The organism is Pseudomonas nitroreducens, assembly GCF_014204515.1.
In the GTDB taxonomy this organism is placed as follows: domain Bacteria; phylum Pseudomonadota; class Gammaproteobacteria; order Pseudomonadales; family Pseudomonadaceae; genus Pseudomonas; species Pseudomonas nitritireducens_A.
Genome location: NZ_JACHLI010000052.1, coordinates 1 through 18737 on the forward strand (window position 1 = coordinate 1; position 18737 = coordinate 18737).

Sequence of the window (18737 nt, forward strand, 5' to 3'; positions counted from 1 at the left end):
AGTTGAAGGGACTGAGCCCCGTTCAATACAGGGCTCAGTCATTGGCAGCTTAGCGGCCCAGTCCAACTGTCCAACTTTCGGGGGTCAGTTCAACCCTAACCCTCTGCCAGAGGGAGAGGGGACCGTCCGCTGCAGGATGACACCGCAGCGTCAACTGGCACGACCTGCCCCCTCTCCCTCTGGCAGAGGGCTGGGGTGAGGGAAGGCAATGGCAAAGACTCCCCAGAGAAGACAGTTGGTGAAACTCAGGGCCGCGAACCGATCCCGGTCCAGTGCTTGGCGCCGATCATGATGAAGCGCAGCTGCTGGGTGATCTTCGCCTGGGGCGAGAGGTGGGTGGGCAGGCTCTCGGCCGGAGGGTCGATCAACTCGGGGAGGGTGGCGAACACGGTCTTCACCACCAGGTCGGCGATCACGTCGATGTCCTGGGCGGTGAGGTGCGGCAGCTTGTTGAGCAGCGCCAGGTCGGCGGCGAGGTCGTCGGTGATGCGCTGGCGCAGTTCGCCTACGGCCTGGCGGATCGGGTGCGAGCCGCCGTACTGCTCGCGGGCGAGGAAGAGGAACTGGGTGCGGTTGGCGGTGACCGCATCGAGGAAGATGCGCACCGAGGCCTCGATCACGCCGCCCAGCTCGAACTCGTTGTGGCGCACCACGCGCAAGGTTTCGCGGAAGGTTTCGTCGACGTCGGCGACCAGCGCCAGGCCCAGTTGGTCCATATCGGCGAAGTGCCGATAGAAGCCCGCCGGGACGATGCCCGCGCTCTTCGCCACTTCGCGCAGGCTCAGGCTGCCGAAGCCGCGGCCGCTGTCCATCAGGCTGCGCGCAGCGTCCATCAGGGCCAGGCGGGTCTGTTGTTTCTGTTCGGCGCGGGGAGTGGCCATACGGCAGTGCTATCCAGGGCAAAGGCGCAGGCACTCTAGCAAAAGCCGATGGGCGTGGGGGAAGTTCCTCCGCAACACAGTGAACATGTGTTGACTGAAAAGTCCTGCCCATGAGATTTTAAGTGAACACATGTTTACTGTTTGGTGTTCGCTCATGTCCCTGCTTCCCTTTGCGGGCCTGCGTTTCCTCTCGCCGTTGCTGTCGCCGCTGAGAACCCTGGTGCGCGGCCAGTGGCTGCGCGAGTCGGATGTCGATGCCGTACTGCGCGCGTGCAACCGCGGCTGGTCGTTGCAGCGGGTGTTCGCGCGGGTCGAGGCGCGGCAGTGGGTGGCGGACGACATGCTCGAACTGCGCCTGCGCCCCAATGCCCACTGGCGCGGTGCACGGCCTGGCCAGCACCTTCAGCTGTTCGTCGAGCATGACGGTGTGCGCCACAGCCGCAGCTACAGCCTGACCCGCATTGCCGAGGACGGCTGCCTGGAATTTGCCGTGAAGCTCCAACCGGGTGGGCGGATTTCCACCTTCCTGCTGCAGCAACTGTGCGTGGGCGACGTGCTGGAGCTGGGGCAACCGGACGGCGAGCTGAGCTGGCCGGAAGATGGCCAGGGTGTGTTGCTGCTGGCTGCCGGCAGTGGCCTGACGCCCTTGCTCGGCCTGCTGCGCGAAGCGCTGGAGCGTGGCTACAACGGCCCGGTGACGCTCCTGCACTACGTCCGCGAACGCGGCCAGAAGGCTTTCGTCGCCGGGCTTCAGGCGCTGGCAGAGCAATACCCGAATCTCGAACTGCGCTGGGCGCTGAGCGGCGATGCCGCGCAGGACGGCGAACTGTCCGGACGCTTCCAGCGCGATCACGTCGCCGATCTGGATGGCCGCCATGTACTGGCCTGCGGCCCCGGCGGTTTCGTCGAGACCGTGCGTAAGGCGCTGGGTACGCGCAGCCGCAGCCTGCAGGTGGAAAGCTTCAGCCCGCCGGCCTGGGACGACAACGAGCCCGCCGCAACCGTGAGTCTGCGCTTCGCCCGCAGCACCCTGGAGGTTTCCGGCGACAGTCGCCGCAGCCTGCTGGAGCAGGCGGAATCCCATGGCCTGCGTCCGCTGCACGGTTGTCGCCAGGGAGTCTGCACCAGTTGTACCTGCACGCTGGTCAGCGGCTGCGTGCGTGACCTGCGCAGCGGCGAGCTGTTCAGCGAGCCGGGCCAGCCCATCCGTATCTGCGTCAGCGCGCCCCAGGGCGACCTGACCGTCGATCTCTGATCTTCAGGAGAGTTTCCATGCGCGAAGATCGCGACCTCAGCGCCACTGAACTGGCGGCCTTCGGTGCCGAGCTGGACGCCCTGCGTCAGCGCACCCTGCACGACCTGGGCGAGCAGGACGCCCGCTATATCCGTCGCATCCGCGCGGCGGTGCGCTTCTGCTGCTGGAGTGGCCGCGTACTGCTGATGGCTGGCTGGTTCCCGCCGACCTGGGTGCTGGGCACCTTTCTGCTCGGGCTCGGTAAGATCCTGGAGAACATGGAGCTGGGCCATAACGTCATGCATGGCCAGTACGACTGGATGAACGATCCGGAATTCTCCGGGCGCAGCTATGAGTGGGACATCGTCGGCCCCGCGGACTTCTGGCGGCACACCCACAACCATGTACACCACACCTACACCAACGTGCTGGGCATGGACGACGACGTCGGCTATGGCGTGGTGCGGCTGTTCCCCGAGCAGAAGTGGAAGCCGTTCTACCGCTGGCAGCCGGTCTGGGTAACGGTTCAGGCGCTGCTGTTCCAGTACGCGGTGGCGGTGCAGCATCTGCGCCTGGACAAGTACGTGAAGGGACGGATGAGCAAGGAGGAGTTGCGCCCGTTGCTGCGCCAGTTCAACGCCAAGGTCGGGCGCCAGTGGCTGAAGGACTACGTCGTGTTCCCGCTGCTGGGGTTGTTTACCGGCGCGTTCGGCGCGGTGCTGCTGGGCAACGTCATCGCCAACCTGATGCGCAACCTGTGGACCTTCACAGTGATCTTCTGCGGCCACTTCACCGAGAAGGCGGCGGTGTTCCCGCCCGAGGTGCTGCAGGGCGAGACCCGCGGCCACTGGTACCAGCGCCAGCTGCGCGGGTCGAGCAACCTGGAGGGCGGTGCGTTATTCCACATCCTCACCGGCAACCTCAGCCACCAGATCGAGCACCACCTCTACCCGGACCTTCCGGCACGTCGCTATGCGCAGCTGTCGAAAGAGGTGCAGGGGATTGCTGCGCGCTACGGCCAGACCTACAACAGCGGCCGGCTGTCGGCGCAGTTCGCCACGGTGCTCAGGCGCATCTGGGTACACCGCAAGCCAACCGTGCCGACATTGCCGGCCAGCGCCTGAGGCGGATCAGGCGCGGCGGGTCAGCGGCGAGGCGATTTCCTCACGCAGGGCGCGCAGGTCGGCGGCGTCCTGATTGAGGTGGTAGATGGACTTGAGCAGTTTCTGCCGGAGTAGGTCGTCCTGGACCTGTTCGACCGCACGCATGACTTCCAGCGCCGTGGCTTCGTTGTTGGCGGCGACGGCGTCGAGGGTCTTGCGCAGGCTGCGGGTTGCGTGGTGCACAGTGGTGATCTCCTGAAAACTGCGAGCACCCTACGACCTGATTATTTCCAATAAATTTCAACAAGTTGCTTTCCGATCGGTGGACATGATGTCGCACTGATGGCCCGGGCCTCAGGAAAGCAGGGACAAAGCCAGCAACGGCGCGAGGTTGAGTAGCAGCACGCCGATCTTGTAGACCGCCATGCCGCCGTAATGAATGGCATCGAATGTCGCCACCGGCAGGTCGAACCAGCGGCGATGCAGGCGGTAGATGAAGTCGTGGGCGAGGGTGAAGGCGGCGAACCAGATCAGCAGGATGAAATAGTTGATCAGGGTGCAGTAGAGCAGGAAGGGTTTCAGTTCCGGGAGCGGCATGGCATTTCTCCGGGTACGTACTGCGTTGGACGCGGACCCGCAGGGATGGTTTCCGGCAGATGAAAGGGCGTGGGTCCGATAGCCGGCGCCTCGGCCAGAATCCATAATGGCCGGCTGCCGCGATCCATGTGATCTTTGCTGCGCGAGCGCTGTCCGATGTGCGGACGGCTAACCTTGCCGCTACACCTCCCTTTCCCTTCTGTCTGCCGGACTTGCCATGTTCAGCCCGCTCGTCACGTTTCCCGCGCTCTATACCGCCACCCTGTTGATGCTCGCCGGCTCCGGCCTGTTCACCACCTACATGGGCCTGCGCCTGACCCAGGAAGGCGTCAGCGACCTCTGGGTCGGCGGCCTGATGGCGGCCTACTACTTCGGCCTGGTCTGTGGCGGCAAGTTCGGCCACAAGCTGATCGCCGGCTTCGGCCACATCCGCTCCTACGTGGCGTGCGCCGGCATGGCCACGGTGATCGTGCTGATCCACGCGCTGGTCTCGCAGCTGGAGGTGTGGATCTTCCTGCGCTTCATCATGGGCGCGGTGATGATGAACCAGTACATGGTGATCGAGAGCTGGCTCAACGAGCAGGCCGAAGGTCACCAGCGCGGCAAGGTGTTCGCCGGCTACATGGTGGCGGTGGACGCCGGCCTGGTGGTCGGCCAGGGCCTGCTGGCGCTGAGCCCGGCGCTGGACTACAAGCCGCTGCTGCTGGTCGCCATGTGCTTCTCGTCGTGCCTGATCCCGCTGGCGCTGACCCGCCGTGTCCACCCGGCCAAGCTGGTGGCGGCGCCGCTGGAGATCGGCTTCTTCTGGAAGCGCGTGCCGCAGTCGCTGGGGACCATTTTCGTCGCCGGCCTGATGGTCGGCGCCTTCTATGGCCTGGCGCCGGTGTACGCGGCGCGCAACGGGCTGGACACCGCACAGTCGAGCTTCTTCGTCGGCATGTGCATCGTCGCCGGCTTCTGCGCGCAGTGGCCGCTGGGCTGGTTGTCCGACCGGGTCAACCGCAGCTGGCTGATCCGCGCCAACGCCTTGCTGCTGTGCCTGGCGGCGGTGCCGATGTGGGGGCTGATCGAGTTGCCCTATACGCTGCTGCTGGTGAACGGCTTCGTCACCGGCATGCTGCTGTTCACCCTCTATCCCCTGGCGGTGGCCCTGGGCAATGACCACGTCGAGCAGTCCCGCCGTGTGGCACTGTCGGCGATGCTGCTGACCACCTACGGCGTCGGCGCCTGTATCGGCCCGCTGTTCGCCGGCGCGATGATGCGCCACTTCGGCCCGGGCATGTTCTACATGCTGGTCTCGGCCTATGCGCTGATCCTGATCTTCTGGGTGCAGCCCAAGCGCGTTACCGGAGTGCATCGCGTCGACGAGGCGCCGCTGCACCACGTGGCCATGCCCGATACCGTCAGCCCGATGGCCGCCGCGCTGGACCCACGCGTCGAAGAGGTCCCGGAAGAGCTGGTGGTGGAAGCGCCGGCGAGCATCGGTCGCTCCGATGGCGAGCCGGATGGCACTGAGTCGAAGAGCTAGTCGCGCTCAGCGAAACGCTGAAATGAGAAAGCCCGGCAGATGCCGGGCTTTTCTTTCGCCTGTCAGGCGTATTTCGTCTGGATCAGGAAACACGCTTGAGGTGGGCGTCGAACACGGTGTCACCACCGGATTCAGCGACCATGTTGCTGTGCAGTTTGTCGATGGTGTGCTCGGAGCCGTTCTCGGCTACGCGGACGTCGTCCATCTGTTTGTGCAGACGGTCGATGGTGCGTTCGGAACCGTTGTCAGCGACGCGGGCATCGTCCATTTGCTTGTGCAGACGGTCGATGGTGCGTTCGGAACCGTTGTCGGCGACGCGGGCATCGTCCATCTGCTTGTGCAGGCGGTCGATGGTGCGCTCGGAGCCGTTGTCGGCGACGCGGGCATCGTCCATCTGCTTGTGCAGGCGGTCGATGGTGCGTTCAGAGCCGTTATCGGCGACGCGGGGGGCAGCGCTCTTCAGCTGTTCGTGCTGCGGGATGGAGCGCGGGCCGTTGTTGAGGATGGCCGGGGCGGCGAAGACGGCGCTGGCGGACATCAGGGAAGCGAGTGCAAGGCTGAGGGCGATCTGGCGTTTCATGTTGTGTGGCTCCGAAAGGGGGGCGGTATGTTTTGGCGACAGGGTTATTTTCCCTTCGGATAAATTGATTTAAAAACGATGCTGGCTAATACAGAGCATCAGTGATGTCGATTATTTAGCCGGCTAATTTCAACTATCGTTGCCAATGATGAAACGACGAAAACCGCTCTAGGGCGGTGTTTTCAGGCGTGTTTCAGAAGGTTTCAGGCAAGAAGCCGTTACAAATCACGGCTGGCCTGTCATCGAGGGAGGGATTTGGCTGCATCGCCGCGATAAGAAAGCCCGGCGGGCCGGGCTTTTCTCTCACCTTTCGGTGTACTGCCTGAATCGTTACGCCTTCAGGTGGGCATCGAAGACCGTGTCGCCACCGGACTCGGCAACCATGTTGCTGTGCAGTTGGTCGACGGTGTGCTCGGAGCCGTTTTCAGCGACCTTCATTTCCTGGTGCAGGCGGTCAACCGACTGGCTCGAACCGTTCTCGGCAACGCTCATGTCGCTGTGCAGACGGTCGATGGTCTTGCTCGAACCGTTTTCAGCCACGCCCAGTTGCTTGTGCAGGCGGTCGACGGTCTGGCTGGAGCCGTTCTCGGCAACGCTCATGTCGCTGTGCAGGCGGTCGATGGTCTTGCTCGAACCGTTTTCAGCCACGCCCAGTTGCTTGTGCAGGCGGTCGACGGTCTGGCTGGAGCCGTTTTCGGCAACGCTCATGTCGCTGTGCAGGCGGTCGATGGTCTTGCTCGAACCGTTTTCAGCCACGCCCAGTTGCTTGTGCAGACGGTCGACGGTCTGGCTGGAGCCATTCTCGGCGACGTTCATTTTCTCGATCAGGCGATCCACCGATTGGCTGGAACCGTTTTCGGCGATGCGGGCCTTGGCGGCGTCCAGTTGTTTCTGTTGTTGATCCAGGGTGCGTTCGGCGCCGTCCTGGACCAGCACTTGGGTCTGGCTGGCGTTGATGACCGGGGAATCCTGCTGGGAGCCGGCGAAAGCGGCATTGGCAGCAAGTACGGAGAGGGCAAAGCCAAGTACGAGGGTGCGTTTCATGATGCGGCTCCAGAAAGAGTGGGGAGTTCGTTGGACACGGACTCAGTATCAGTTCTGGATTATCGATTGGAAAACGAAGCCGGAAGATAGTCGCTATCGATGCCGATGATTGTTTATTTTATCCATAAAAAACAATTACTTGATTGTTTAAAATGACTTGCATCAATGCCTTCGATGGGCGATATCGGCGAGATTGGTAGTATCGTATTTGTAGATGTATTGGTCGACTCGATAGCCCAAGATAGCTCTGGAACGAGGGTTTGGCAGGAGTAGGGGATGTTTGTAGGAGCGGACTCCGTCCGCGATGGCCTCCTGCGGGGCGGATCAATCGCGGACGGAGTCCGCTCCTACGCAGGTACCTGGCGCCGGAGCTGATAGGTAGGAGCGAGCTTGCTCGCGAACACCGGCGACGCCGAGGATCGGGCTGTTCGCGAGCAAGCTCGCTCCTACATGAAGCCGGCAGAGGGTGCTCAGCACGATGCCCGGCCAGAGCCGGGCATCGATGAAGGCAGCTGCGAAATCTACTTCAGGTCCTGCAGCAGGTCCGCCATGTCGTCAGCATGCTCTTCTTCCTGGGCGAGGATTTCCTCGAACAGGCGGCGCGTGGTCGGGTCGTCGTCACCCAGGTACACCACGATCTCGCGGTAGCTGTCGATGGCGATGCGCTCGGCCACCAGGTTTTCGGTGATCATCTCGCGCAGGTTGGCGCCAGCCACGTATTCGGCGTGGGAGCGCTCGGTCAGGCCCTGGGGATTGAAGTCCGGCTCGCCGCCCAGCTGCATGATGCGCTCGGCCAGCAGGTCGGAATGCTGCAGTTCCTGGGTGGCGTGTTCGAGGAACTCGGCGGCGGCGACACTGGCCTTCAGGCCGGTGGCCATGAAGTAGTGGCGCTTGTAGCGCAGGTAGCAGACCAGCTCGGTGGCCAGCGACTCGTTGAGCAGGCGCAGCACGGTCTTGCGGTCGGCATGGTAGCCCTCGGTCACCGCACCCTCTTCGATGTTCTGGCGCGCACGCTGGCGCAGGGTCTGGATGTCGGTCAGTGGTGCCTGGTTCATCAGGTATCTCCTTTACGGCGGGGCAAACCGGCGCTGCGGTGGCGCGCGGCTCGAAACGGGTAGCAAAGGTGTGAGTCGCCGGTGGACGGGAAAGTTTGGTTTTTTTCCGCGACAGGCCCTGGCGCGCAAATCCCCGGCAGATTGCGGGAGCCATCGCCCCGCTATGCTGGTCCAAGACAGCAGGCCAAGGGAGAATGCCGGCCCGGCATGCTCAGGCGGCCATCTATACCGGCAGCGACGTGGGGACGTCGCTGCTTCCACCGACGCGGCCAGCAGGGAGTTCAGGTATGACGCGCGGGAAAAGAATCTGCCTCTGGAGCTTCATCGGTTTCATCGCGGTGATCGCCGCGCTGGTGGTGTTCATCGCCACCTTCGACTGGAACCGGGTGAAGCCGATGATCAACGACAAGGTGTCCGCCGAGCTGGGCCGACCCTTCGCCATCAATGGCGACCTGCAGGTGTTCTGGCGCACGGAGCCTGAAGAGGGCGGCTGGCGCGCCTACGTGCCCTGGCCGCACTTCAGCGCCGCCGACATCACCCTGGGCAATCCCGACTGGGCGGCCGGCAAGACGCGTAACGCCAACTTCGCCAGCCTGGAGAAAGTCGAGTTCCGCCTCGCCCCGCTGCCGCTGATCTGGCAGACCGTGCGCATCCCGCAGATCGTCCTCACCCGCCCCACGGCTGACCTGCTGCGCCTGGCCGATGGCCGGGCTACCTGGACCTTCGACCTGCCGAAGAAGGAGGAGAATCCCGACGCCATGCCCGAGCAGTCGGCGTGGAAGCTCGACATCGGCGAGATCGGCTTCGACAAGGGCAGCGTCAGCCTCGATGACCAGACCCTCAAGACCCGCCTGGAACTGCTGGTGGACCCGCTCGGCAAGCCGGTGCCCTTCGGCCAGCTGGCGGGCAAGGCGCTGGCTGGCGGCGACAAGGCCGGCACCCAGGATTACGTATTCGGCTGGAAGCTCAAGGGCCAGTACAAGGGCCTGCCGCTCACCGGCTCCGGCAAGGTCGGCGGCATGCTCGCCCTGCAGGATGCGGCCAAACCCTTCCCGGTGCAGGCCGACGTCTCCGCCGGCAGCACCCGCGCGAGCATCATCGGTACCCTGACCGATCCGCTCAACCTCGGCGCCCTGGACCTGCGCCTGAAACTGGCCGGCACCAGCATGGCCAACCTCTTCCCGCTGACCGGCGTAACCCTGCCCGATACCCCGGCCTACGAAACCGACGGCCGCCTCAAGGCCGAGCTGCACGACTCGGGCGGGGCGCAGTTCCATTACGAGAACTTCAACGGCAAGGTCGGCGACAGCGACCTGCATGGCGACCTGGTGTTCGTCAATCGCCAGCCGCGGCCCAAGCTGTCCGGCAAGTTGCGTTCGGACCAGCTGCGCATGGCCGACCTCGGCCCGCTGATCGGCGCCGACTCCAACCAGGACAAGCAGGCCCGTGGTCAGAGCACCCGCCAGCCGGCGGACAAGGTGCTGCCGGTGGAGGAGTTCCGCACCGACCGTTGGCGCGCGATGGACGCCGACGTGGAGTTCACCGGCAAGCGCATCGTGCACAGCGACAAGCTGCCGATCAGCGACCTGTTCACCCACGTGGTGCTCAACGATGGCCTGCTGACCCTGGAGCCGCTGCGTTTCGGCGTGGCTGGCGGCACCCTGGACTCGCACATCCGCCTGGACGGCAGCAAGGCGCCATTGCAGAGCCGGGTCCAGCTGCAGGCGCGCAACTTCAAGCTCAAGGAGCTGTTCCCCAGCTTCGCCCCGATGCAGTCCAGCTTCGGTGAGCTGAACGGTGACGCCGCCATCAGCGGTACCGGCAACTCGGTGGCGACCATCCTGGCCGGAGCCAATGGCGAGATGAAGCTGCTGATCAACGACGGCCGCATCAGCCGCAGCCTGATGGAGATCGCCGGACTCAACGTCGGCAACTACGTGGTGAACAAGCTGTTCGGCGATGACGAGGTGAAGATCAACTGCGCAGCGGCCGACGTGGACATCAACAATGGCCTGGCCAAGCCGCGGGTGTTCGCCTTCGACACCGAGAACGCCATCATCACCGTGCAGGGCACCACCAACCTGGCCACCGAGCAACTGGACCTGGACATCGTTCCGCAGAGCAAGGGCGTGCGCATCTTCTCCCTGCGCTCGCCGCTCTACGTGCAGGGCACCTACAAGAACCCGAAGGCCGGCGTTCACGTCGGGCCGCTGGCGGCGCGCGGGGTGGGCATGGTCGCACTGGGCGTGACCGTGGGACCGGCAGCGGCACTGCTGGCGCTGATCGCCCCCAGCAAGCAGGACGACAACCAGTGCGCCGCGCTGCTGCAACAACTGCAGCTGCCGTCGAAGGCACCGGCGCCCAAGCGTAAGTAGCATCGGCCTTTTGCCTGGGCCGATCGCGGACGGAGTCCGCTCCTGCGTTGATGGGAGGTCGGCGCCGGGCTCGACTGGTAGGAGCAACTGTCTTTGCCCCGTAAATCTGTGCCCGGGTTTCCCTCTCCCTAACCCTCTCCCTGAAGGGAGAGGGGACTGGTTCGGTGCCGGCTGAAACCACGGCGTCAGCCGGCACGGATAGCTCCCTCTCCCTTCGGAGCGGGGCGCGCAGCCAGGGCGGGGGAGAGGGCATGGCCCAGCACGAATTTCAGGTAGGAGCGGATTCATCCGCGCGGGGTTCGGCGCGGGGTTGGTCTATCGCGGACAGAGTCCGCTCCTACGTTGATTGGAAGTCAGCGCTGGACTCGACCGTAGGAGCGGACCTTGTCCGCGAAATCTTGCCGCCACCTCAGAACGCGAAGGGATGGGCGCTACCCGAGCCGGCGCCGGCCTGGGAGGTTTCCCGCAAGGCAGCGTTTACGCCTCGAAGGATTTCGCGGGCAAGGTCCGCTCCTGCCCCCCCATGCCGGAACCTGCCGGTTGCTTAGTAGATCGGCACGTAGAGATCGGTTTCCGACGCCGGGTCTTCCGGGCCGAGGAAGCGTTCGGTGTAGCGCTCCAGGTCGACGCCCTTCTTCGGTTCCAGGCCGTGGCGCGCCAGCAGGCTGGAGTAGATGGCCTGGAAGCTGTCGGCGATGGCGCCGACCGGGCCGACATGGGTGAACACGGCGTACTTCTGTGCCGGCACCGTGAAGCTCAGCATGCCCTCGGGCACGCTGGCGCCGGCGTCCACCGGCAGGCCGGCGATGTAGTGGAATTCGCCGCCCGCCAGCTGGGTGCAGACGCCATAGGCCGTGCGGTCGCTGCTGCTGGCGGTGATTTCCTTCTCCCGTGGCAGGAAGCGCTGCCAGAGCTGGCCGATGCTGTCGCCCGGCGCGCTGCCGCGGTAGTCCATGCCCACTACGTCGAAGGCGGGCAGTTCGATGATGCGGTATTTCATGGTCGGCTCCTCAAGTGGCAGCAGGGATGATAGACCGCCGTCGCCTGCCGCGAACAATCCCCGCAGCGGCCTGGGGTGCGGCAAACAAAAGCCCCCGCCGGCAGGCGAGGGCTTTGTCGATACCGTTCAGGCTTGCATCACGGCTGGTAGTCACGCTCGTGGCGGTCCAGCTCGGAGCAGGTCAGGAAGCCCGAACCATCAACCTGGCCGTTGCCATCGAAGCTGACGTAGTAAGGCTGCTGCTGCCCGTCCTTGCTCAGGATGTAGCTGTTGCAGCTACCGGGCTTCATCAGGCGCTTCTGGGTTGCCGACGGCGTGCCGCCAATCTGCAGGACCTGCTCCTTGCTCATGCCCTTCTCGACGTTGCGCACCAGCGGCTCGTCGCGGTAGGTCATGTAGTTGACCGGATTCTGCACTTTGGTAGAGGCGCAGCCTGCCACCGAAGCCACTACGAACAGCGCCAGCAGTGATCGCTTGTACATGGTGTTCTCCTTGGTTGAGCAACTCACTCGCTCAACTTGGAGCCTGGGTGATCATCCGGCGTTCAAGAAATCTGCACGCTGCTGCGCTTACTCGGCATCCTTGATGGCGTCGTCGAGGCGCTGCTGGTTCTGCACGTTGGCCGCATCGACCTGCTGCTTGAGCTGTTGCATCTGCTGCTGGGCCTGTTGCGCCTGCTTGGCCTGCAGGCTGGCGGTGGCGGCGGTTTCGCCCAGGCCGCAGGCGGACAGGGCGGTACCCAGGAACAACAGGCCGGTCAGTTGGAAGACGCGCATGGCGGGCTCCGGGAGTGAGGTGAAGGACAGCGCCACACTAGCGCATGGCGCTGCACTCGTCAGTGAGCGGCTGCTCAGCCGTAGCGTTTCATCGCCTCGATGGCCAGGCCGCTGCCGATCCCGCCGAAGCGGTCGCCATCGACGTGGCGGGCGTTGGGCAGCATCGCCGCCACGCTCTGGCGCAGCGCCGGGACGCCGGAGGAGCCGCCGGTGAAGAACACCGTATCGACCCGCGCCGGATCGACGTCGGCCGAGTTGAGCAGCTCGCTGATGCTGCCGCGCACGCGCTCCAGCAGCGGGCCGATGGCGCCTTCGAACAGCTCGCGGCTCAGTTCAGCGACCAGGCCGGCTTCGACGCGGGCCAGGTCGATGTCGCGGCGGTCGCTGTCGGACAGCTCGATCTTGCTCGCTTCCACCTGCATCGCCAGCCAGTGGCCGGCGCGCTGCTCGATGAGCTTGAACAGGCGGTCGATGCCGGTGGCGTCGACGATGTCGTAGCGCATGTTCTGCAGCGCCAGCTGGGACTTCTGCGCGTACACCGCGTTGATGGTGTGCCAGGTGGCGAGGTTGAGGTGGTAGCTGGTGGGCATGTAGGCGTCGCTCTTCATGCGGCTGCCATAACCGAACAGCGGCATCACGCCCTGGATGCTCAGCTGCTTGTCGAAGTCGGTCCCGCCGATGTGCACACCACCGGTGGCGAGGATATCGCCCTGGCGGTCGGCCACTTCACGACGCTCCGGCGACAGGCGTACCAGCGAGAAGTCCGAGGTACCGCCGCCGATGTCGACGATCAGCACCAGCTCTTCGCGCTGGATACCGCGCTCGTAGTCAAAGGCTGCGGCCAGGGGTTCGTACTGGAAGGAAACCTCCTTGAAGCCGAGCTTGTGGGCCACGGCGACCAGGGTGTCCTGGGCTTCCTGGTCGGCCTTGGGATCGTCGTCAACGAAGAACACCGGGCGGCCCAGCACCACGGATTCGAACTCGCGCCCGGCGACCGCCTCGGCGCGCTTCTTCAGCTCGCCGATGAACAGCCCCAGCAGGTCCTTGAACGGCATGGCGCTGCCCAGCACGGTGGTTTCGCTTTTCAGCAGCGAGGAACCCAGCAGGCTTTTCAGCGAGCGCATCAGGCGCCCTTCGTAGCCTTCCAGGTATTCGTGCAGGGCCAGGCGGCCGTAGACCGGACGGCGTTCCTCGACGTTGAAGAAGATCACCGAGGGCAGGGTGATCCTGTCGTCTTCCAGGGCGATCAGCGGTTCGCTGTCCGGACGCCACCAGCCGACAGTGGAGTTGGAGGTGCCGAAGTCGATGCCCAGGGCGCGGGAAGCGGTGGTCGGGAACATGGTGCGTTGTCCGGAGAAAAAACGGCCGCGCAGTGTACGCGAGTGCGAATTGAAATTCTGGGTATCCGTCGGAAGGCTATGGTGGCAAAGAGGGCTTGGGGAGTAGCTTGTAGTTTTGCTACATTGTGTTCCTGTAGTTTTCCTACAAGAGTTTCCTACTATCTGATTTCCGTTCTCCCACCCCGTATTAGCCGTTGGATCCCACCATGCACAGAGCCTCCTTTCACGAATTGCGCAAGGAATTCCGCGCCTTACTGAATTCATCAGCCTGCTATCACACCGCTTCGGTGTTCGATCCGATGTCCGCGCGTATCGCCGCGGACCTGGGATTCGAGGTGGGCATCCTGGGCGGTTCTGTAGCTTCACTACAAGTTCTGGCGGCGCCTGACTTCGCGCTGATCACCCTCAGCGAGTTCACCGAGCAGGCCACCCGCATCGGTCGCGTTGCCCGCCTGCCGGTGATTGCCGACGCCGACCACGGCTACGGCAACGCGCTCAACACCATGCGCACCATCGTCGAACTGGAGCGCGCCGGCGTGGCGGCGCTGACCATCGAGGACACCCTGCTGCCGGCGCAGTTCGGCCGCAAGTCCACCGACCTGATCCCGGTCGAGGAAGGTGTCGGCAAGATTCGCGCAGCACTGGAAGCGCGCATCGATCCGGAAATGGCGATCATCGCCCGCACCAACGCCGAGGTGCTGGAGGTGGATGACGTGATCCGCCGCACCCTGGCCTACCAGGCCGCCGGCGCCGATGGCATCTGCATGGTCGGCATCCGCGACTTCGACCACCTGGAAGCCATCTCCCGCCACCTGTCGGTGCCGCTGATGCTGGTGTCCTACGGCAACCCCGAGCTGCGCGACGACACGCGCCTGGCCGAGCTGGGCGTACGTATAGTGGTCGATGGCCATGCTGCCTACTTCGCCGCGATCAAGGCGACCTACGACTGCCTGCGCGAGCAGCGCGGCGTGCACGCCTCGGACCTGACCGCCTCGGAGCTGGCGAAGAAGTACACGCTGCCCGAGGAGTACCAGATCTGGGCGCGCGAATACATGGAAGTGAAAGAGTAAGTCGTGACGTTCGCGCGGAGCAGCGTCAGCCTTGGGGCAGATGCTCGCTGAGATACTCGATCTGCGCGTTGAACGGATAGAGCAGCGTGCCGCTGGCCGCCTGCGCCTGGCGCAGGTAGTTCCAGTGTGTCAGCAGGCGCTCGCGCTGCGCCTCTTCGGGCAGGGCGTCCAGTTGGGCAGTGATGGCGCTCCTCAGCTGCTCGATCCGCTGCTGGTTCGCGGCAGCCTCGATGCCCAGCAGGGCATGGTTGGCCTTGCGCGCCTCCAGTAGCGCCAGTTCGCGCAGATCGCTGGCGAGTCCAGCGGGTGGCGGGCTGCTGACCAGGAAGCTGTCAAACAGATCAGCCACTTCCTGCGACTGGTTCAGCGCTTTTTTCAGATCGACGCCTTTTTCACGGTAAGCCGCCTGCACCCGATCCAGCGTCTGCTGGTAGAGCTGCCAGATGTCGCGGAGGGGCTCGGCCTGCTTCTGTTCGCCGAGTTTCTGCTCGAACTGCGTGCCGAGGCCATTGAGCCGGTTGAGGAAACGCTCGTCACCGGTGGCGCTGTAGAGCAGCAGGTAGCGCTCGATGTCTTCGAGCAGCGGCGAGGTCGGGCTGGCAGGGGGCTCGGCGCCTGCGGCGTGGCCGCAGAGGACGGCGCTCAGGGTCAGGCCGGCCAGCAGTGCAGAAAGGGAGCGCATGGTGTTTCCTCGGAATAGCAGCGGGAAATGGCGGCCATTCTCGATACCCCGTCCTGCTCTGCATGTAGGACAAATCCGATACTCCTGGCGTAGAACGCCGTTTTTATCCCCAGACGACGGTCCCTTGCAATTGCGGGCAGCACCCGGCATATCTGTATGGAAAGTGATCAGATGACGGAGGTCGCCATGGCCAGCGGCTGGGCAAATGACGGGGCGGTTCAGGAACAGATCGACAGCACCATCGAGGATGCCGTGGCACGGGTGCGCAACCAGCTGCCCAGGGGCGAGAGCCTGAGCCATTGCGAAGAATGCGACGCAGCGATCCCCGAAGCGCGGCGCAAGGCCATTCCCGGTGTGCGCCTGTGCGTGAACTGCCAGGCCGAGCATGACCGGGAGCAGGCGGCCTATTCGGGTTACAACCGCCGCGGCAGCAAGGACAGTCAGCTGCGCTGACGGCAGAAGCATCCCATGAAGAACGGCGCCCGAGGGCGCCGTTCTTCATGGCAGGAGCGCGCTCCTGCAAAAGCATCAGGTCGATGGATTGAGCGGTACGAGGACGCTGAAGGTGATGATGCCATCGGCCTGCTCCACCTCGATGTGCCCGCCATGGGCGCCGACGATCGCCTGGGAGATGTACAGCCCGATACCGAGCCCGCTCTTGTTGCGGCCGTGGCCGGGGACATCCTGCTTGAAGGGCACGAACAGGTTGGCCAGGCGCGCTTCATCCAGGGCTTCGGCTTCGTTGAGGATGCTCAGCCGCGCCCAGTCTTCCTCGCGGCGCAGTTCCACCAGCACCGGGCGGCCGGGACGGCCATGGTGGCGGGCGTTGCTCAGCAGGTTGGCGGCCACCTGCAGGTAGCGGTCCGGATCGACCGCACCCTGGACGCCGTCCTCGATGGCGGTCTCGATGGACAGCCCCGGATAGGCCACGTCGGTTTCCTGGACGATGTCGCGGACCAGTCGCGAGAGGTCGGCGGCCACCGGTTTCACCGTCATCCCGCCGCCGCTCTGCAGCCGGCTCATTTCCAGGATCTGGCTGATCAGCCGCTCCATGCGGCTGCTGGAATAGGTGATGTGCTGGCGCAGTTCGGCGTTGCGCACATCGCTGGAGGACAGCATGGCGGCGGCCATGGAGATGGACTGCAGCGGGTTGCGCAGGTCGTGGCCGAGTACCGCGATCAGGCGCTGGCGCATGCGGTCGATCTCGCCTGCGCGGTTCAGGCACAGCTCCACCAGTTCGGTGCGCAGCTTCTCGGCGATGCTCAGGTCGATACCGGTCCACGGCGTGGAGCGGCCCTGCACCACTTCTTCCCAGGCCTCGAAGGAGCCGCGCGGAGTCAGGCGGGAACCGGATGGCCCGGTCTTGAGAATCTTCTCCGGCTTGCCGCCCCAGCGGATGCGGTGCACCTGCTCCTGGCGCAGCCAGACGATCCAGCCCGACTCCTGGCGGTGGAAGCGGATCGCCAGGGCGCCGCAGTAGCGCGGGTCGTACTGCTCGGCGGCAGGTTCCAGGCGGCGGTCGCTGTGGAACAGGTCGAGCTCATCGTCCTGCTGCAGCTGGGCGACGATGGAGACCGCCAGCGCCTCGAAGTCGCCGCCGATGCTGCTGGTGCGTCCACCCAGCATCACCACTGCGCCGTCGCACGGCAGCAGGTCGGCGACGCTGGCGCCGGGGCGCGTCAGGGCGCTGAGCAGGTCGTCGGAGTCGCGGGTGCAGCGCAGCAGTGCCTGCTGGCGCTCGGAGGCCTGGCGCAGCAGTTCGCTGGTGCGGCTCTGCTCCAGGCGCTCGACCATCGCGCTGCACACCTGGGAGAACACCTGGAACGACATGCGGATCGGGTAAGGCACCAGCTTCGGGCTCATGTGGTGACAGGAGAACAGGCCCCAGAGGCGTCCGCCGACCACGATGGAAATGCTCATCGATGCGCGCACGCCCATGTTCGCCAGGTACTCGCAATGGATCGGCGAGACGCTGCGCAGGGTGCTGAAGCTCAGGTCGAAGGGCCGGCCGCTGCGCGGGTTGAGCGTGGGCTGCACGTTCACCGGCTGGTAGGCGGCGTCGCCGATCAGCCGTACCGGGTTCTGCAGGTACAGGCGGCGCGCCTGGGCCGGGATGTCCGAGGCCGGGTAGCGCTGGCCGAGGTAGCTCTCCAGGTCTTCGCGGCGGGCTTCGGCGACCACCTCGCCGGAATCGTCTTCGTTGAAGCGGTAGGCCATGACCCGGTCGTAGCCGGTCATCCGCCGCACCTCGTCGGTCACGCTGACCAGCAGGCTCTCGACGTCGTTGCGCAGCTGCAGTTGGCTGACCAGGCGCTGGGCGTTGAGGGCGAAGGTGGTGAAGGAGGCGGCGCCCGAGGCGCGGCGCTCGAATTCCAGGTAGAAGACGCCGTCGTGGCTGTGGCCGATCACGTCGAAGAAGCGCCGGCCGATCCGTGCCTCGACGCTGTTGACCCACGGGCCGTCGGTACGCAGGCCTTCGGCGAGCATGGTCAGCACGTTGCCGCCGACGTCTTCCTCGGCCAGCGGCAGGCCGAGTTGCGGAGCGATGCCCAGCAGCAGGCCGAGGTTGTCGCTAAGACCCAGCACCTGGCCCTGTTCGTCCAGGGCGATCAGCGCCCCATGGGGCTGGATGGCGCCGGGCAGATGGATGGGTTCGTCTTCGCAGTTGGCGAGGGTGACCGTCGGCTCGCTCATGCCGGGACCGCCCGCTTCGGCGCCGCGTCGATCACCCAGTCGCGGAACGAGGTGAAGGCGCGCACTGCTGCGGCCTGGGCGAGGGCGATGTCCGCGGGGCTGTTGACGTGTTCGGCGAGCAGGCGCTGGAAGCTGCTCCAGCGTTCGCCGGTGTGCTCGCCGTAACCCTGCAGCCAGCGCAGGGGCAGCGGGTCGAGGGAGGTCTTCAGGCGCTTGTAGAGCACCCGTCCGCCCAGGGTGGCGCCTTCGGCCACGTAGGCGATGCCAAAGGCTTCGGCCAGGCAGCCGGGCGTCGGCGCGTCCGGGCAGTCCGTTGCAGCGGGGGCGGCGCCGGCCTGCAGGTCGGCTTCCAGCCATTGGCTCTTGCCCTGGCGCAGGGCGGCGTCGGCGTCGTCCGGCCAGGCCGGCCAGAGGGCCGACTCCAGCGGGCGCATCCAGCCCAGTACACGGGCGGCATGATCGAGGTAGTCCTGGCGGGACAATGGGCCGGTGAGTGGCGAGCGGCCGTCGAGCTCGGCGTGCAACGCCTGGGTGGCGGCGCGTAATGCGGCCAGCGCGGGCGAGATGCCCGGGCGTTCGTTCATTTGCGAAGTCATCGCCGTCATCGCGGGTCCACTCTACGTCTTTGAGCAGCAGAGCATAGCAGTACCGGGATAGGACATGTCTGATGGAATCTGATCGAAATGTCAGGTGTCTGCGGGGTGGGAGCTGGCATCGAGCGTGCCTGCCATGCAGCTCTGGCGACACAGGTTTGCGTAGGGGCGGACTGCGTCCGCGA

19 protein-coding genes are annotated in these 18737 nt (G+C 65.0%); 6 read left to right on the plus strand and 13 right to left on the minus strand.

Translation table 11 applies throughout. The features are described from left to right. Nucleotides 1-245: 245 nt before the first annotated feature. Complete coding sequence (locus HNP46_RS33760) at nt 246-881, minus strand: TetR family transcriptional regulator (protein WP_184598006.1); 636 nt, start codon at nt 879-881, stop codon at nt 246-248. Between the two features lie 154 nt (nt 882-1035). Between HNP46_RS33760 and HNP46_RS33765 the strand changes: the two genes are divergently transcribed. Both HNP46_RS33765 and HNP46_RS33770 read left to right on the plus strand, forming a co-directional pair. Then, on the plus strand, nt 1036-2136 hold the full coding sequence (locus tag HNP46_RS33765) for a ferredoxin reductase (RefSeq protein WP_184598009.1): 1101 nt from the start codon (nt 1036-1038) through the stop codon (nt 2134-2136). 17 nt (nt 2137-2153) lie between these two features. Next, nucleotides 2154-3239 (plus strand): fatty acid desaturase family protein, encoded by a 1086-nt coding sequence (locus HNP46_RS33770; protein WP_184598012.1) that lies wholly within the window; start codon nt 2154-2156, stop codon nt 3237-3239. A gap of 6 nt (nt 3240-3245) precedes the next feature. Here the strand turns inward: HNP46_RS33770 and HNP46_RS33775 are convergent, their stop codons facing one another. After that, nucleotides 3246-3461, minus strand: a complete 216-nt coding sequence (locus tag HNP46_RS33775) for a hypothetical protein (protein WP_184598015.1) — start codon at nt 3459-3461, stop codon at nt 3246-3248. Between the two features lie 111 nt (nt 3462-3572). Then, nucleotides 3573-3815, minus strand: coding sequence for a DUF6868 family protein (locus HNP46_RS33780; RefSeq protein ID WP_184598018.1), 243 nt, complete (start codon nt 3813-3815; stop codon nt 3573-3575). Between the two features lie 217 nt (nt 3816-4032). Here HNP46_RS33780 and HNP46_RS33785 point away from each other — a divergent pair, with 217 nt between their 5' ends. Further along, complete coding sequence (locus HNP46_RS33785; RefSeq protein WP_184598021.1) at nt 4033-5343, plus strand: MFS transporter; 1311 nt, start codon at nt 4033-4035, stop codon at nt 5341-5343. Between the two features lie 82 nt (nt 5344-5425). Here HNP46_RS33785 and HNP46_RS33790 read toward each other — a convergent pair whose 3' ends face one another. From HNP46_RS33790 to HNP46_RS33800, 3 genes are all read right to left on the minus strand, one after another. Further along, nucleotides 5426-5923, minus strand: coding sequence for a phage infection protein (locus HNP46_RS33790; RefSeq protein WP_184598024.1), 498 nt, complete (start codon nt 5921-5923; stop codon nt 5426-5428). 330 nt (nt 5924-6253) lie between these two features. After that, nucleotides 6254-6967 carry a hypothetical protein gene (locus HNP46_RS33795; RefSeq protein WP_184598026.1) on the minus strand — a complete coding sequence of 238 codons (714 nt, stop codon included), beginning with the start codon at nt 6965-6967 and terminating at the stop codon, nt 6254-6256. Nucleotides 6968-7488: 521 nt separating this feature from the next. After that, nucleotides 7489-8022, minus strand: coding sequence for a ferritin-like domain-containing protein (locus HNP46_RS33800; protein ID WP_184598029.1), 534 nt, complete (start codon nt 8020-8022; stop codon nt 7489-7491). Nucleotides 8023-8309: 287 nt separating this feature from the next. On the opposite strand from HNP46_RS33800, the gene HNP46_RS33805 reads away from it, so the two are divergent. Continuing rightward, nucleotides 8310-10397: an AsmA family protein gene (locus tag HNP46_RS33805; RefSeq protein ID WP_184598032.1), complete on the plus strand. Its 2088-nt coding sequence runs from the start codon at nt 8310-8312 to the stop codon at nt 10395-10397. A 544-nt stretch (nt 10398-10941) separates the two neighbouring features. Here the strand turns inward: HNP46_RS33805 and HNP46_RS33810 are convergent. The 4 genes from HNP46_RS33810 to HNP46_RS33825 all read right to left on the minus strand — a co-directional run bounded on the left by HNP46_RS33810 (nt 10942) and on the right by HNP46_RS33825 (nt 13513). Next, nucleotides 10942-11397: a GyrI-like domain-containing protein gene (locus HNP46_RS33810; RefSeq protein ID WP_184598035.1), complete on the minus strand. Its 456-nt coding sequence runs from the start codon at nt 11395-11397 to the stop codon at nt 10942-10944. 137 nt (nt 11398-11534) lie between these two features. Continuing rightward, nucleotides 11535-11879 (minus strand): osmotically-inducible lipoprotein OsmE, encoded by a 345-nt coding sequence (gene osmE, locus HNP46_RS33815; RefSeq protein ID WP_184598038.1) that lies wholly within the window; start codon nt 11877-11879, stop codon nt 11535-11537. Between the two features lie 87 nt (nt 11880-11966). Further along, the gene (locus tag HNP46_RS33820; protein ID WP_184598041.1) at nt 11967-12173 is read right to left on the minus strand and encodes a hypothetical protein; all 207 of its coding nucleotides are present in this window, start codon (nt 12171-12173) and stop codon (nt 11967-11969) included. Between the two features lie 74 nt (nt 12174-12247). Then, nucleotides 12248-13513 (minus strand): Hsp70 family protein, encoded by a 1266-nt coding sequence (locus tag HNP46_RS33825; RefSeq protein WP_184598044.1) that lies wholly within the window; start codon nt 13511-13513, stop codon nt 12248-12250. Between the two features lie 206 nt (nt 13514-13719). Here HNP46_RS33825 and HNP46_RS33830 point away from each other — a divergent pair, with 206 nt between their 5' ends. After that, nucleotides 13720-14583 (plus strand): isocitrate lyase/PEP mutase family protein, encoded by an 864-nt coding sequence (locus HNP46_RS33830; protein WP_184598047.1) that lies wholly within the window; start codon nt 13720-13722, stop codon nt 14581-14583. A gap of 25 nt (nt 14584-14608) precedes the next feature. Here the strand turns inward: HNP46_RS33830 and HNP46_RS33835 are convergent, their stop codons facing one another. Further along, nucleotides 14609-15265 (minus strand): hypothetical protein, encoded by a 657-nt coding sequence (locus tag HNP46_RS33835; RefSeq protein WP_184598049.1) that lies wholly within the window; start codon nt 15263-15265, stop codon nt 14609-14611. A 186-nt stretch (nt 15266-15451) separates the two neighbouring features. On the opposite strand from HNP46_RS33835, the gene HNP46_RS33840 reads away from it, so the two are divergent. Beyond that, complete coding sequence (locus tag HNP46_RS33840; protein ID WP_184598125.1) at nt 15452-15718, plus strand: DksA/TraR family C4-type zinc finger protein; 267 nt, start codon at nt 15452-15454, stop codon at nt 15716-15718. 75 nt (nt 15719-15793) lie between these two features. On the opposite strand, the gene HNP46_RS33845 is transcribed toward HNP46_RS33840, so the two are convergent. Both HNP46_RS33845 and HNP46_RS33850 read right to left on the minus strand, forming a co-directional pair. Beyond that, the gene (locus HNP46_RS33845) at nt 15794-17959 is read right to left on the minus strand and encodes a GAF domain-containing protein (protein ID WP_184598059.1); all 2166 of its coding nucleotides are present in this window, start codon (nt 17957-17959) and stop codon (nt 15794-15796) included. Beyond that, complete coding sequence (locus HNP46_RS33850; RefSeq protein WP_260403335.1) at nt 17956-18543, minus strand: biliverdin-producing heme oxygenase; 588 nt, start codon at nt 18541-18543, stop codon at nt 17956-17958. The genes HNP46_RS33845 and HNP46_RS33850 overlap by 4 nt, the downstream gene beginning before the upstream one ends. Between the last annotated feature and the right edge of the window lie 194 nt (nt 18544-18737).